The organism is Amycolatopsis rifamycinica, assembly GCF_000695625.1.
GTDB classification, from domain to species: Bacteria; Actinomycetota; Actinomycetes; order Mycobacteriales; family Pseudonocardiaceae; genus Amycolatopsis; species Amycolatopsis rifamycinica.
In genome coordinates, this window is record NZ_JMQI01000039.1 from 126957 (window position 1) to 140482 (window position 13526).

At 70.2% G+C, this 13526-nt stretch carries 14 protein-coding genes; 10 read left to right on the plus strand and 4 right to left on the minus strand.

From position 1 onward, the window contains the following. Positions 1-148: 148 nt before the first annotated feature. From DV20_RS18455 to DV20_RS18480, 6 genes are all read left to right on the plus strand, one after another. A complete protein-coding gene (locus DV20_RS18455; RefSeq protein WP_043781894.1) occupies positions 149-871 on the plus strand; it encodes a Crp/Fnr family transcriptional regulator in 723 nt (240 codons plus the stop codon). A 140-nt stretch (positions 872-1011) separates the two neighbouring features. Then, complete coding sequence (locus tag DV20_RS18460; RefSeq protein WP_043781896.1) at positions 1012-1716, plus strand: hypothetical protein; 705 nt, start codon at positions 1012-1014, stop codon at positions 1714-1716. Continuing rightward, positions 1713-3734 (plus strand): hypothetical protein, encoded by a 2022-nt coding sequence (locus DV20_RS18465; RefSeq protein WP_043781898.1) that lies wholly within the window; start codon positions 1713-1715, stop codon positions 3732-3734. The genes DV20_RS18460 and DV20_RS18465 overlap by 4 nt, the downstream gene beginning before the upstream one ends. Next, on the plus strand, positions 3731-5122 hold the full coding sequence (locus DV20_RS18470) for a hypothetical protein (protein ID WP_043781901.1): 1392 nt from the start codon (positions 3731-3733) through the stop codon (positions 5120-5122). Before DV20_RS18465 ends, DV20_RS18470 begins: the two co-directional genes overlap by 4 nt. Further along, positions 5112-6452 carry a DUF4407 domain-containing protein gene (locus DV20_RS18475; protein WP_235190872.1) on the plus strand — a complete coding sequence of 447 codons (1341 nt, stop codon included), beginning with the start codon at positions 5112-5114 and terminating at the stop codon, positions 6450-6452. The genes DV20_RS18470 and DV20_RS18475 overlap by 11 nt, the downstream gene beginning before the upstream one ends. Positions 6453-6580: 128 nt before the next feature. Beyond that, positions 6581-6805, plus strand: coding sequence for a hypothetical protein (locus DV20_RS18480; protein ID WP_043781905.1), 225 nt, complete (start codon positions 6581-6583; stop codon positions 6803-6805). Here the strand turns inward: DV20_RS18480 and DV20_RS46615 are convergent. Genes DV20_RS46615 through DV20_RS18500 form a run of 4 tightly spaced genes read right to left on the minus strand, consistent with a single transcriptional unit; the run spans position 6786 to position 9524 of the window. Next, positions 6786-7397, minus strand: coding sequence for a hypothetical protein (locus tag DV20_RS46615; protein WP_235190873.1), 612 nt, complete (start codon positions 7395-7397; stop codon positions 6786-6788). The genes DV20_RS18480 and DV20_RS46615 overlap by 20 nt on opposite strands. Positions 7398-7399: 2 nt before the next feature. Beyond that, complete coding sequence (locus DV20_RS18490; protein WP_043781907.1) at positions 7400-8626, minus strand: hypothetical protein; 1227 nt, start codon at positions 8624-8626, stop codon at positions 7400-7402. 11 nt (positions 8627-8637) lie between these two features. Next, on the minus strand, positions 8638-8985 hold the full coding sequence (locus tag DV20_RS18495; RefSeq protein WP_043781910.1) for a hypothetical protein: 348 nt from the start codon (positions 8983-8985) through the stop codon (positions 8638-8640). Beyond that, positions 8985-9524: a YbaB/EbfC family nucleoid-associated protein gene (locus DV20_RS18500; RefSeq protein ID WP_043781913.1), complete on the minus strand. Its 540-nt coding sequence runs from the start codon at positions 9522-9524 to the stop codon at positions 8985-8987. The genes DV20_RS18495 and DV20_RS18500 overlap by 1 nt, the downstream gene beginning before the upstream one ends. Before the next feature lie 156 nt (positions 9525-9680). On the opposite strand from DV20_RS18500, the gene DV20_RS18505 reads away from it, so the two are divergent. The 4 genes from DV20_RS18505 (at position 9681) to fusA (ending at position 13492) form a co-directional block, all read left to right on the plus strand. After that, positions 9681-9836 (plus strand): hypothetical protein, encoded by a 156-nt coding sequence (locus DV20_RS18505; RefSeq protein ID WP_043781915.1) that lies wholly within the window; start codon positions 9681-9683, stop codon positions 9834-9836. 648 nt (positions 9837-10484) lie between these two features. Next, positions 10485-10859 carry a 30S ribosomal protein S12 gene (gene rpsL, locus DV20_RS18510; RefSeq protein WP_003102113.1) on the plus strand — a complete coding sequence of 125 codons (375 nt, stop codon included), beginning with the start codon at positions 10485-10487 and terminating at the stop codon, positions 10857-10859. Further along, entirely contained in the window at positions 10859-11329 is a 471-nt protein-coding gene (rpsG, locus tag DV20_RS18515) for a 30S ribosomal protein S7 (RefSeq protein WP_003102106.1), read from the plus strand. The genes rpsL and rpsG overlap by 1 nt, the downstream gene beginning before the upstream one ends. A 63-nt stretch (positions 11330-11392) precedes the next feature. Beyond that, the gene (gene fusA, locus DV20_RS18520) at positions 11393-13492 is read left to right on the plus strand and encodes an elongation factor G (protein ID WP_043781919.1); all 2100 of its coding nucleotides are present in this window, start codon (positions 11393-11395) and stop codon (positions 13490-13492) included. Positions 13493-13526 lie beyond the last annotated feature (34 nt).

The following is a 13526-nucleotide window of genomic DNA, read 5'->3' on the forward strand; positions in this document are numbered from 1 at the left end:
CACGAATTCCGTCACCGGCGCCCGAGTCCTTTTCCGGGCGTCGACAAACCGCCTCCGACCCGGGTATTTGTCTAGGGTGCGCGAGGGGGGCTCGCGGGCACGGAACCGGATCGGCGGTCGTTCCGGGACTCGTGGAGGAGGGTGCGGCGTGGCGGCCGACGGTGCGGGCGAACACAACGCGGAATGGCCCGGTGGCACGGTCATGTCCCGGTTGCCGGGTGCGCTGGCCGAGGAACTGCTGAGACTGGGGAGCCCCAAACCGTGCTCCGCCGGGACCGTGCTGCTGCACCAGGGCGAGCCGAGCACGCACGTTTTCCTGCTGGGGCACGGGAAGCAGCCCCGGTTGGCGTGCGTGAAGGTCACCGCGGCGGACCGGAACGGCACGGAAAGCCTGCTGGGCATCAGGGTGAGCGGTGACCTCGTCGGCGAGATGGGCGTGCTGCGCGACGGTCCTCGCGCGGCCACGGTGACGGCGTGCCGGGCGATGACGGTGCACCGGATCCCGCTGGAGCACTTCCGGCACTTCCTGCGGCGCCGGGAAGAAGCCTGGCGGGTGGTCTGCCACATGATCGCCGACCGGCTCGACTGGGCGAACCGCCGCCGGCTCGACTTCGCCGGGTACGACACGACGGTGCGGCTCGCCCGCGTCCTGGTCGAACTGGCCGAGCGCCACGGTGCGCCGGGTGAAGCCGGGATCCGGCTCGGGATCCAGCTTTCGCAGCCGGAATTCGGCAAGCTGATCGGGGCGGGCCGGGACGCGATCCAATTGGCTGTCCGTCAATTGAAGGTGAAGAACTACATCGCGTACCGATACCGGACAGTAACCATTCTTGACCTGATCGGACTAGCGAAGTTCGCTGATCCTGACTAACGAACCGGTGCAGATCGCGGAATTTTCCGGAGTCTTGGTCACGGAGTGCAGGCAGACTCTCCGCTCATCTCCTACCGGCTCCGAAAAGGACAATGACCTTGGCTCGCGGCAGCGATTTTTCCCGTCATCTGCTTGTTTCCATGGACGTACAGGGCTACGGCGGCCGGGACGACCGGCAGCACGCTTCGATCCAGTCCGGCCTGCTGGCCGTGGCGGACACCGCCGCCCTCCGGTGCGGCCTCGACCGGGACAGCTGGCACCGGCAGGGCGCCGGCGACGGCGAACTGGCGATCCTCCCGGTGGGCACGCCCGAACCGGCCGTCGTGGACGACTACGTCCGCGAGCTGGCCGCGGCGCTCGCCGACCACAACCACGACCTCGCGGCCGAAGCCCGGATGCGCATCCGGATCGCGATCCACCACGGGGTGGCGATGCCCGGCGCGAACGGCTGGACGGGGCAGGGGGTCGTGGGCGTGAGCCGCCTCGTCGACAGCGCGCCCGTCCGCGGCGCCCTCCACGCGTTCCCGGACGCCGACCTCGCCGTGATCGTCTCGCGGCAGATCCACACCGACGTCGTGGCCCAGCGCCACACCTCGCTGAAGCCCGGCGAGTTCCGGGAAGTGGTGGTGCGGCAGAAGGAATTCACCGACGTGGCCTGGCTCCGGGTCCCCGGTCACGACGTGCACGGTGCCCGGCTCTCCGCCGATCCGCCGGAGCGCCCGCCCGCGCCCGGCACCGCGCCCGTCCCCGCCGCCGGGCACACCTACCGCGCGGACGCGATGACCGTCGTGAACGGAAGCGTCGACGCGACGAACGCGGTCTTCGGGATCAAGTACGGCTCATGAGCGAGGAAGAACCGGCGGAAAAGCCGCCCGAGGCGACGGCGCCCGCGCCCGGCGACGACTACACCGAACAGCTCGCGGGCGCGGTCAACCAGTTCAACGGCCCGATCTACGCCGACGGCGCCCAGTTCGGCATCGGCCCGCGGCGGCCGGCGCGCGTCAAGGCCGCGGCCGGCAAGCTCGACGACGCCGACATCCGGGCCGAGCTGAGCCACTACGTCACGCCCGACTGCTACGACACGGCGCTCGGCGCGCTGCGCAAGGACCACGTCGTCAGCCTGCACGGCGACCGGGGGACCGGGAAGCGGGCCGGGGCGATCGCGCTGCTGCGCGAGGTCACCGACGGGCCGCTGTACCTGCTCTCCCCGATGAACCGGCTGAAGAGCCTGGCCGAACGCGACTACCCGGCCGGCAGCGGCTACATCATCACCGACCGCATCGCGGAGCGGAAAGCCGCCGACGACGACTTCACGTGGCGGACGGTCCGCGACCGCGTGCGCGATCAGGGGGCCCACCTCGTCGTCACCACCACCACACCGGCCCACCCCGGCGAAGTCGACGCCGTGGCGCAGGTGCGCTGGGAACCACCCGACCCGCGCCGGGTGCTGCGCGCCAGGCTCGGCGGCATCGAGGACGCCGGCCACGTCATCGACCAGATCTTGCGCGCCTGGCCCGACGGCGGGAAGCTGACCGATCTCGTCGCCGTCGCGGCCGACATCACCGACGGGATGACGGTCGGCGAGGCGCTGCCCAAACTGGACGCGTTCCTCCACGACCGGGTCCGGGCCTGGTTCGACGAAGAGCGGGACGAACGGGACTTCCTGGCCGCCACCGCACTGGCCTTCCTCGACGGCACCCGGCAACGGACCTTCGAGTCGGCGCTGGGAAAGCTGGAGGCGAAGCTCGCCGAGTCGGTGGTGGGCGGCGAGCCGGACCCCGTCGAGCGCCCGCGGCCCGAACTGCTGCGACGGCACCGGCTCAAGCTCTACGCGCACGACAGCCTGATCAAGGTGGAGCGGGCCGGCTCGGACGGCGTCGCCCGGCACTGTCCCCGGTTCCGGGAGCCGGGGTACCGCCGGTTCGTGCTCGCCGAGCTGTGGAGCCGCGAAGAAGCGCCGTTCTGGGACGGCGTCTCCGCGTGGCTCGACGAAGTGATGCCGGAGGAGGGCCTGCGGGTCGCCGCCGGGCTCGCCGAACTCGCGCGGTACGCCTTCGACGAGGTCGACGACATCCTGGCGCCGTGGGCCGACGGGAAGCGCGGCTGGCCGGGCCAGACCACCGCGACCCACGTGCTGTGGCTGCTGAGCTACGACGACGCCCTCGCCCCGGAGGCGCTCCAGCTGGCGGCGCAGTGGGCCGGGCGCGGCACCCCGGCCGAACGGTGGACGGGTGCGGTCGCGCTGAGCGGCGAGCTCGGCGCCCGCTACCCGCACGAAGCGGCCAACCGACTCTGGCAGCTCATCCTGCAGAGCCACACGGTCACGGGCGACGCGCACGTCGCTCTGGCCGCCCTGTTCGTCACGCTGACCCGGCGCACCGAAGACGCCGGGGTCGTCTTGACGCTGCTCGACGGGAAGGCGCGGCGGCTGGGCAACCCGGGCACCAAACCCGAGTACGTCCGGGCGGCCACGCGGGCGATCCTCGCCGTGCTCGCCGCGCGCGACCGGATCTCCGGCCGGCACGTCGCCACCGCCTACCTCTGCCGCACCGGCGACCGGACCGCGCCCGTCCAAGGGCGGCTGTGGGCGACGGTGCTGCGCAACCGGCCGACGCGCAAACGGGCGCTGACCGTCCTGCGGGCGGCGCTGGACGACCTCAAGCACCTCTGCGACGACCCGATCGCCGTCGCGACTTCGCTCGGGCGGGCCATCTCGATGGCCCTGCCCGCCGGCGAAGCCGAGCTCCTCCGCGCGGACTTCGCCGCGTTGGAGGCCCGCACGCACAAGGACAGTTCCCCGCTGGTCGAGCACCTGCTCGCCGCGATCGCCCACCTGCACCGAGAGGCTGCCGCACTGCGATGACCGAGCCCTACCCGATCGTCGAACAACGACCACTGGACCCCGCCCAGACCAAGGGGAAGTTCTTCTGGCGCAAGGAATACCGCGAACACGGCGAACTGCCGAGGCCGAACGCGCACCAGGTCTTCGTCTACCGCGTCGACGGCGAGTACGTCCTCGACAGCGCCCAGCGGCGCCTGGACGAGGAGCAGGTCGTCCGCGCCACCCACGTCAGCCTGGTGGACCTGACCCGCGACGCCGAAGTGCTCGTCGAGCTGGCCATCCCGTCCGCCGAAGCCGACGACTTCACCATGCGCGTCACGTTCGTCTGCACCGTCACCAACGCCGTCAGCGTCGTGCGCGAGGGGCGGGGCGACGCCCAGACGCTGTTGCGGGCCTACCTCAAGAGCCACCACCGGATCTTCGAGCTGGGCCTGGAGTACCGGCTCGGGCAGATCAACGAAGTCCGCCGGGACGTCAACGCCCAGGTGAAGGCGTTCACCACGCTCAAGCCGCCGGTGATCTCCGGCATCGCCGTCGAGCTGCGCAGCGTCGAGGTGCTGACGCCGGACGAGTACCGGCAGCTGATGGGGAACCGCCGCTCCATCGAGTACCAGCACGTGCTGGACACGACGCAGCAGCGGCTCGAGCACTCGCTGACCAAGGAGCGCCAGCACAACGACCAGTACCTCGAGCGCGACCGCACCGGGCACGACCACCGGCTGAGCACCGAGCGGCAGGCGCACGAGCAGCAGCTGGAGTGGGACCGCGTCCACCACTCCGGGGTCGTCGGGATCGAGCAGCAGCGGTACGAGCTCGACCGGCTGGCCGACCGGAAGGCATTCGACCGGCACCAGCGCGGGCAGGACCGCGAGGAGATGACCGCGCTGGCCGAGATCATCCGCAACAACCCGGACAGCGCGCTGGCCAACGCGTACGTGGCCGGCTCGCTGGACGCGTCCGAGATGGCCGAGCGGCTGCTCGTCGAGAACCGCTACCGCGGCGAGATCGAGCGCACCGAGCGGCAGGCCGCGTTCGACCGCCGTCACGAAGAGCGGCTCTACGAGATCGAGCGCCGGAACGAGGAGCGCCGCTGGAACCGCGAGCAGTACCGCGAGGAACGCAAATGGCGGCGCGAGGACCACGGCCTGGCCCGCGCGGAGACCCGGCGCAGGGAGGAGATCACCCTCGAGGTGATCCGGGAGCTCGGCAAGCACGGCTACCTCGACATGACGAACCTCGACCCGAACACGCTGATCACCAAGCTGACCGGAGCCGAGCCGCGTGAGCAGCTCGAGGGCGGCGGCGCGACGGCGCCGGCCGCGGACGGCCGGCCGTCGCCCGCTCCGCGGGCCGGCCTGGACGAAACCGAAGACGACGACACCGGGGTGAGGGAAGAGGATGTCAGTTGAGACCGAGGCGCCCACGCGGGGCGCCCTGCCTCCGGACGTCCCGCTGGGGACCTACCGGCCGGTGGACCCGCACCGCGGGCTCGGCAGGCGGCTGCGGGCACTGGCCGGGATCCGCGAGGAGATCCTCGACTGGGTGCCGGAAGAACGGCCGCGCTACACGCGGCTCGGCGCCATCATCTTCAACACCGGCCTGCTCGCCGGGGTGTCGCTGCTGGTGGCGCTGGCCGGCATGGTCGCCGTGCCGTGGATCCTGCTGCTGCCGGCCGCGGCGCTCTGGGCCTACGTCATCATCAGCTTCGACGGCTGGCTGATCGCCAGCACGCACGGCATGCTCGGCGCGGGCAAGGCCCGGGTGTTCCTGCCCCGGCTGGTGATCTCGCTGCTCATGGGGGCCGTCATCGCGGAACCGCTGCTGCTGTGGATCTTCCAGCCGGCCATCCACAAGGAGGTCCTCGACGGCCGGCAGCACGAACTGTCCTCCTACGAGAGCCAGTACCGGAACTGCAACCCCGCGGGTGCGCCGGCGCTGCAGACCCCCGGGTGCGCCGAGTTCCAGCTGACCATCGCGAACTCGCCCGACGCGGCACAGCAGGAGCTGGAGAAGGCCGTCAAGAACCGCGACGCGGCGAAGGCGGAGTACGACACCCTCTACGCCAAGTGGGACGGGCTGGAGAAGCTGGCACGCGGGGAATGCAGCGGCTCGGCGGGCGAAGGGCTCACCGGAGTGGCGGGCGACGGTCCGGAATGCGACCGGAACCGCGACGTGGCGGACCGCTTCCGCACCGACAACCAGCTGGAGAAGCGGCAGGCCGACCTCACCGCGGCCAACGCGAACATCGACGGGCTGACCGCGAAGCTGGGCAGCGCCCAGCAGACCGCCGGACAGCAGATCAGCGCGGCCATCAAGGCGAAGGTCGATTCGATGCGCGAGCACCAGGGCGTGATCGGCATTCTCGACGAGGACGAAGCGCTCGGCCGGCTGTCCGACCGCAGCACGATGGTGTTCGCGGCCGAGTGGCTCGTGCGGCTGCTGCTGATCGCGATCGACTGCATGCCGGTGCTGACGAAGCTGATGAGCGGCTCGACGGCCTACGACGTGCTCGTCTCGCGGCAGGTCGAGGTCGCGCGCCGGCTGCACGACAAGCACGTCACGCTGCGGGAGCGGCAGGACACCGCGGACAACGACGTCTGGCTGCAGCGGACGGAGTACAACCTGCGGACGCGGATCGACAGCATCGAGGAGGCCGACCGTTCGGCCCGGGCACGCCGGGAGTCGGACCTGGACGCCGAGATCGACCGGCTGGCCGCGAAGCTGCGCAACCAGCAGTAGCGAAGTGCCCGCCGTGGGGGGCACTTTCACGTGAAAGTGCCCCCCCACCTCTTACGGCACCCGCGGCCCGCACCGGGCGGCTCGGCCGCCGTCCGGCGGATCCGGGCGCTCCCGGGCACCATGAAGGCATGACGCCCGTCACGAAGCGCCTCACGGTGGTCGCCGTCGTGCTGATCACCGCGGGCGCGATCCTGCTGTCGGTCGGCGCGATCGGCTTCCGGGCGACGTCGGATCAGCCGGACGCCAACATCGGGGCGGGGTTCGCCCTGCTGGCCGGGCCGTACGTGGTCGGTCTCGGGCTGGTGTTCGCGTTGTCGGCGGCCCTGACCCACCTCACGACGCGTCGCCGCTGAGGTTCCACAGCGCGGCGGGCAGGTGATCGGCCAGGTCGGCGAGGTACCGGGCTTCGGTGGTGAGGTTCTGCCGCGTCGCGCGGCCCGGGCCCCAGGTCCGCGCGGCGCCGTTCTCGACGACGACCTCCCGCTGCCCGAACCGCGGGTTCGCCGCCAGCCAGCGGGCCAGCTCCGCGTCCAGCGCCGAGTCCGGCGGGAGGGTCGGCATGGACACCGGCCGGCCGGGGACGATCCGCAGCTCCGGGCCCGGCGGCACGCGCACCTGCGTCACGTGGAGGTCGCGGAAGTGGATGTGGTCGTCGAAGTGCCGGTACGACTCGCGCGTGTCGATCCCCAGCACCGGCCGGTCGCCGAGGCGGAACTCCACCCAGGGATCTTCCGGTGCCCCGGTCAGTGGTCGCCCGGTCGGGTGAAACACGCCGAACGACGGCACCCGGTCGCCGCCGCCGAACGTGCCGCCCCGCTCGGCCGCGAACGCCTTGAACCAGTGGCCCGCACGGCTCGCGGCGGCCGTCCGCTGCGACCGCCACCAGATCGCGGCGGCCACCGCGGCCACGACCACGAGGACGCCGATCGTGAAGAGCGTCTGCATCGTCAGAAGTCCAGGTCCTCGCGGGTTTCCTCGACGGACTGGTCGCGGCCCGTCCCGTCGTAGCCGCTCGCCTTCTTGGCGTTCTTGACGTGGCTGTTGAGCTTGCCGAGGTGGTCGTTCACCGTCTTGGCCGGGTTGTCGCCGGGGTTGGCCGGGTTGTAGCCGAGGACCCCCTTGATCGCCGCTTCGCCACCCTTCTTCAGCGCTTCGGTGGCACCGGCCCTGAGCATCGTCTTCCGGTAGTCGACCTTGCCCGCGGCGTCGAGCACCGGGTTCTCGAAGGCCGTGGCCCACCGCTTGCCGATCATGCCCTTGTCGCCGACGGCCTTCTGGAGGAGGTCCTTGCCCTCGTTCTCCCGCGCGATCTTCGTGAGCGACTTGCCCAGCGTCGTCGAGGCGAACTTCTGCTGCAGCTTGCGCAGCCAGTCGAGCACCTTCTGCAGGAGCTCGCGCAGCTTGTTCACCTTCTGGGTCGTCTTCGCGGTCGTCTGGGCCGCCTTGACCTCGGTCACCGGGGCGGCGGCGGACAGCGAAGCGCCGCACGTCGGCACCGCGGCGGCCAGCGCCGGCACCCACAGCAGGATCAGCCAGGTCACGAACTCGGTGAGGATGGCCTTGACGAGGTCCTCGACGAAGCTCATCAGCATGCTGTTGAGCTGCAGCATCCGGGCCAGGTCGCCGGACTTCCCGGCGACGCCCTCGATGCCGTGCGCGAACTCGCCCAGCGCCGTCTTCGCCGCGTTGCTCGCGTCGCCCTCCCAGCTCTTGAGGGACTCGTCGGCCACCTCGGCGAAGTTCTTGGCCAGCTCGTCCAGCCCGGTGGCGATCGCCCCGAAGTTCTCCGCGGCGACGCCGAGCGCCGGGCCGTCGCCGCTGACGAAGTGGATCGCGTCCTGGATCGGCTGGACGGCGTTGACCAGGAAGTTCAGCCCCTGCCCGACCAGCCAGCCGAGCGGGTCGGTCGCGATGTCGGTGATCGTGCTCGAACTCGACTGGATGAAGCTCGCGGTGTCGGTCGCGATCGTGCCGAGCGCGAGGGTGATGTCCGCGCCGTCGGGCTGCGGCGCGAAGACGGCCTTCGTCACCGAGACCGCGTTCTTGCCGACGGTGACCGCGCTCCCGGCGAACGGCGTCGCCTTGATCGCGTTGTCGACGTTGACCCCCAGCACGGTTTTCGGGTCGTCGGGCTTGACGGTGATCCCGCTCGCGACGTCTTCGACCTCTGCCATGGCGTTCCCCCTCAGTGCTTCGGCTTGCCCGGGCCGTCGAGGAGGGCCTCGACCTGGCCGAAGAAGGCCTTGTGGTCGTCCTCGACGCCTTGGTAGACGTTCGCCGCGTCGGTCAGCTTGGCCTGCGCCGAGGCGAGCCCGTCCGCGATCGAGGCCAGCAGCGACCGCAGTTCGCGGAGGGTGTCGTCGTAGCCGCCCTTGGTGAAGACGCCCACCACGCCCCACGACTTGTCGCCGACGTCGGCCTCGGCCACCTTCTCGGTGATCTTCGTGCCCTGGTCGCGGTACTTCCCCAGGTCGCCGACGTACTTGTGCAGCGCGTCCACCTCGACCCGGTAACCGCCGGCTCCGTCGGGCATCAGTCCTCCTCGTCGAACAGGTTCCGCAGGAAGCGGTCGCCGGCGCTCGGGCCGGCCGTGGGCGGCGCCGTCGGCGGATCGGCCGGGCGGAGCACCCGCTGCTCCGAGAAGTCCTCGGGCGCCGCCGGCTGCTCCGCCGTGAGTTTCGACCGCAGTTCTTCGACGGTGGTTCCGAACGCGACGGCCTGCGTCTCGAGGACCTGCTCGACCAGGCCCAGGTCGTCGCCCATGCTCTCCTCGACGATCACGGCCTGCCGCCGCGCCGCCTCGCCGACGGCCTCCCGCAGCGTGGCGAGCAGCGTGGCCGAGAGGGCCTGCGGGCCCTTGGCCAGCGCGGCCTCGGTGAACCTGACGTCCAGGACGGCCCCGCCCGGCCCGGTGACCACGGTGACGCCCCCGTCCGGCGACGCGGCGCTCGCCCGCAGCTCGGTCAGCTGCTGCCGCATCGCGCCCAGCCCGGCGAACCGGTCGTCGGCGTCGCGGATCCCGGCCTGGAACCGCTCGAACTCGGCCACCAGCTGCTCGAACTCGCCCGCCATGCCCCCGCCTCTCCGTGTCGTGGTGCACCCATCGTGACCCTTCGGCCGCACTGTGACGCACGGAACGGCCGATCCGATCCCACTGCATCACCCGACCGGGTAATGGGTAGGTTCGGCCGAGAGGGAAGCAGGGGGACAACGCGCGAGGAGTGTGTGATGACCAGCACCGACGGGACGGGAAGCCCGGCCGAAGAACCGAAGTCGACGGGCAGCCACGCGGCTCCCGAGGGCGCCGGCGTGCACCCGCTGATCGACCTGTCCCGCGACCCGAACCCCGGCAAGCCGGACCACGCGAAGCCCGACGAGGACTGAGCCGGCGGGGCGGCTCCGCCGGGGTCTTGAAGGAGTCATTCAAGACCCCGGGCGTCGGGAAGGACTCATTCAGGACATCGAAGGCCCGGGTGAGGGGCGGCCGCGGCCCGGCACCCGGCGACCTCGTCGGAGGCGGTGCGCCGGTGAAGCCGCCGGGCCCGGCCGCCTCGCCGACCACGCGCCCGCCGGGTGTGACCGGCCCCGGGACCCGAACCCGGCAAGCCCGACCCCGGCCGCCAACCGCCGACCCCGGCTCCCGCACCCCGCGCCAGAACAGCCGGCCCACCCCGCGAACCCCGTACCCACGGGCGCGATCGGCCCCGCGACCCGAGGTGTGGAATGTCCCGCGGCACCGGGGCGTTGAGAGGTACGCTGGAGGTTCGCCGACCTACAGACCCCCCGCCGCGTTCCTCCCGGACCCGGGCGGGTATCTTTGGAGACCGTGCCCGGCATGCGTCGGGCCGCTCCGCGTGCCGTGCGCATGGGCGGGGTGCTCAGGCACCCGGTCACCGGCTTCGGCAGGTCGGGGTTCCGACGGAAATCCCTCCGGGAAGTTACCGGTCGCGAGACCGTGACGCGGGCCGACACGCCCGACCGCGGGGGCCGGTGAAGACACGAAGAAGCAGATCACGACAGGAAGCTGGTCCATTGCCCACGATCCAGCAGCTGGTCCGCAAGGGCCGCCAGGACAAGGCTGCCAAGCAGAAGACGGCGGCCCTCAAGGGGAGCCCGCAGCGGCGTGGCGTGTGCACCCGCGTGTACACCACGACCCCCAAGAAGCCGAACTCGGCGCTGCGCAAGGTCGCGCGTGTGAAGCTGACCAGCGGCATCGAGGTCACCGCCTACATCCCCGGTGAGGGCCACAACCTCCAGGAGCACTCGATGGTGCTCGTGCGCGGTGGTCGTGTGAAGGACCTTCCGGGTGTCCGTTACAAGATCATCCGCGGTTCGCTCGACACCCAGGGTGTCAAGAACCGCAAGCAGGCGCGCAGCCGGTACGGCGCGAAGAAGGAGAAGAGCTAATGCCCCGCAAGGGTCCGGCCCCGAAGCGGCCGCTGATCTCCGACCCCGTCTACGCCTCCCCGCTGGTCACCCAGCTGGTGAACAAGGTGCTGAAGGACGGGAAGCGGTCCCTGGCCGAGCGCATCGTGTACGGCGCGCTCGAAGGCGCTCGCGAGAAGACCGGCACCGACCCGGTCGTGACGCTGAAGCGCGCCCTCGACAACGTGAAGCCCACCATCGAGGTGAAGAGCCGCCGCGTCGGTGGTGCCACCTACCAGGTGCCGATCGAGGTCAAGCCGGGCCGCTCCACCACGCTGGCGCTGCGCTGGCTGGTCTCCTTCTCGCAGGCTCGCCGCGAGAAGACGATGATCGAGCGCCTGCAGAACGAGCTCCTGGACGCTTCCAACGGCCTCGGTGCCTCCGTGAAGCGTCGCGAAGACACGCACAAGATGGCCGAGTCCAACCGGGCCTTCGCGCACTATCGCTGGTGATGACCGCCCGGCTGTCGACCAAGCCATGCCGGGCCCCAAGCTTGAGAACAGGGGAACACTCTCGTGGCACGTGAAGTGCTGACCGACCTGAACAAGGTCCGCAACATCGGCATCATGGCCCACATCGACGCCGGCAAGACGACGACCACCGAGCGGATCCTGTTCTACACCGGGGTCAACTACAAGATCGGTGAAGTCCACGACGGCGCGGCCACCATGGACTGGATGGAGGAGGAGCAGAAGCGGGGTATCACCATCACCTCGGCTGCCACCACCACCTTCTGGGACGACCACCAGATCAACCTGATCGACACCCCCGGGCACGTCGACTTCACCGTCGAGGTGGAGCGCAACCTGCGGGTGCTCGACGGCGCGGTCGCCGTCTTCGACGGCAAGGAAGGTGTCGAGCCGCAGTCCGAGCAGGTCTGGCGGCAGGCGGACAAGTACGACGTCCCGCGCATCTGCTTCGTCAACAAGATGGACAAGCTGGGTGCGGACTTCTACTACACCCTGCGCACCATCGAGGAGCGCCTCGGCGTCAAGCCGCTGGCCATCCAGCTGCCTATCGGCGCCGAGAACGACTTCGAAGGCGTCGTCGACCTGGTCCGCATGAAGGCCCTGGTCTGGCGCGGCGAGGTGCAGAAGGGCGAGGACTACGCCGTCGAGGAGATCCCGGCCGATCTGGCCGACCGGGCCGCGGAGTACCGCGAGAAGCTGGTCGAGACCGTCGCCGAGACCGACGACTCCCTGATGGAGAAGTTCCTCGAGGGCGAAGAGCTGTCCGAGGCCGAGATCAAGTCCGGCATCCGCAAGCTCGTGATCACCCGGGCGGCCTTCCCGGTCCTGGCCGGTTCCGCGTTCAAGAACAAGGGCGTGCAGCCCATGCTCGACGCGGTGATCGACTACCTGCCGTCGCCGCTGGACGTCCCGGCCGTCGAGGGCCTGCTGCCCGACGGCGAGACCACGGCGACCCGCAAGGCGTCGGTCGACGAGCCGTTCGCCGCGCTCGCGTTCAAGATCGCCGCGCACCCGTTCTTCGGCAAGCTGACCTACATCCGGGTGTACTCGGGCAAGGTCGCTTCCGGCGCGCAGGTCATCAACGCGACCAAGGAGCGCAAGGAGCGCATCGGGAAGATCTTCCAGATGCACTCCAACAAGGAGAACCCGGTCGACGACGCCCAGGTCGGCCACATCTACGCGGTCATCGGGCTGAAGGACACCACCACGGGTGACACCCTGGCGGACCCGCAGAACCCGATCGTGCTGGAGTCGATGACGTTCCCCGAGCCGGTCATCCGGGTCGCGATCGAACCGAAGACGAAGGCCGACCAGGAGAAGCTGTCCCTGGCGATCCAGAAGCTGGCCGAAGAGGACCCGACGTTCCAGGTGAAGCTGGACGAGGACACCGGCCAGACGATCATCGCGGGCATGGGCGAGCTGCACCTCGAGGTGCTGGTGAACCGGATGAAGTCCGACTACAAGGTCGAGGCGAACATCGGTAAGCCGCAGGTCGCCTACCGCGAGACGATCAAGAAGACGGTCGACAAGCTCGACTACGTCCACAAGAAGCAGACCGGTGGTTCCGGCCAGTTCGCGAAGGTCATCGTGAAGCTGGAGCCGCTCGAGCGCACCGACGGCGCGCTCTACGAGTTCGACAACAAGGTGACCGGTGGTCGCGTGCCGCGGGAGTACATCCCGTCGGTGGACGCGGGCGCGCAGGACGCGATGCAGTACGGCGTCCTGGCCGGCTACCCGCTCGTCGGGTTGAAGTTCACCCTGTTGGATGGTGCGTACCACGAGGTCGACTCTTCGGAGATGGCGTTCAAGATCGCCGGTTCCATGGCGATGAAGGAAGCCGCGAAGAAGGCCGGCCCGGTGATCCTGGAGCCGATGATGGCGGTCGAGGTGACCACGCCCGAGGACTACATGGGTGACGTCATCGGTGACCTCAACTCCCGCCGTGGTCAGATCCAGGCCATGGAGGAGCGGTCCGGTACCCGCGTCGTGAAGGCGCTGGTCCCGCTGTCGGAGATGTTCGGCTACGTCGGCGACCTGCGGTCCCGCACCCAGGGCCGGGCGAACTACTCCATGGTGTTCGACTCCTACGCCGAGGTTCCCGCGAACGTCGCGAAGGAAATCATCGCGAAGGCGACGGGGGAGTAAGTCCCCCCCCAGCGCTCGCGGGCATTAAGGGACT

Coding starts and splice junctions, on each gene's coding strand:
- DV20_RS18460 (WP_043781896.1), top strand. CDS start 1,012: ATGGACGTACAGGGCTACGGCGGCCGGGACGACCGGCAGCACGCTTCG.
- DV20_RS18465 (WP_043781898.1), top strand. CDS start 1,713: ATGAGCGAGGAAGAACCGGCGGAAAAGCCGCCCGAGGCGACGGCGCCC.
- DV20_RS18470 (WP_043781901.1), top strand. CDS start 3,731: ATGACCGAGCCCTACCCGATCGTCGAACAACGACCACTGGACCCCGCC.
- DV20_RS18475 (WP_235190872.1), top strand. CDS start 5,112: ATGTCAGTTGAGACCGAGGCGCCCACGCGGGGCGCCCTGCCTCCGGAC.
- DV20_RS18480 (WP_043781905.1), top strand. CDS start 6,581: ATGACGCCCGTCACGAAGCGCCTCACGGTGGTCGCCGTCGTGCTGATC.
- DV20_RS46615 (WP_235190873.1), bottom strand. CDS start 7,397: ATGCAGACGCTCTTCACGATCGGCGTCCTCGTGGTCGTGGCCGCGGTG.
- DV20_RS18490 (WP_043781907.1), bottom strand. CDS start 8,626: ATGGCAGAGGTCGAAGACGTCGCGAGCGGGATCACCGTCAAGCCCGAC.
- DV20_RS18495 (WP_043781910.1), bottom strand. CDS start 8,985: ATGCCCGACGGAGCCGGCGGTTACCGGGTCGAGGTGGACGCGCTGCAC.
- DV20_RS18500 (WP_043781913.1), bottom strand. CDS start 9,524: ATGGCGGGCGAGTTCGAGCAGCTGGTGGCCGAGTTCGAGCGGTTCCAG.
- DV20_RS18505 (WP_043781915.1), top strand. CDS start 9,681: ATGACCAGCACCGACGGGACGGGAAGCCCGGCCGAAGAACCGAAGTCG.
- rpsG (WP_003102106.1), top strand. CDS start 10,859: ATGCCCCGCAAGGGTCCGGCCCCGAAGCGGCCGCTGATCTCCGACCCC.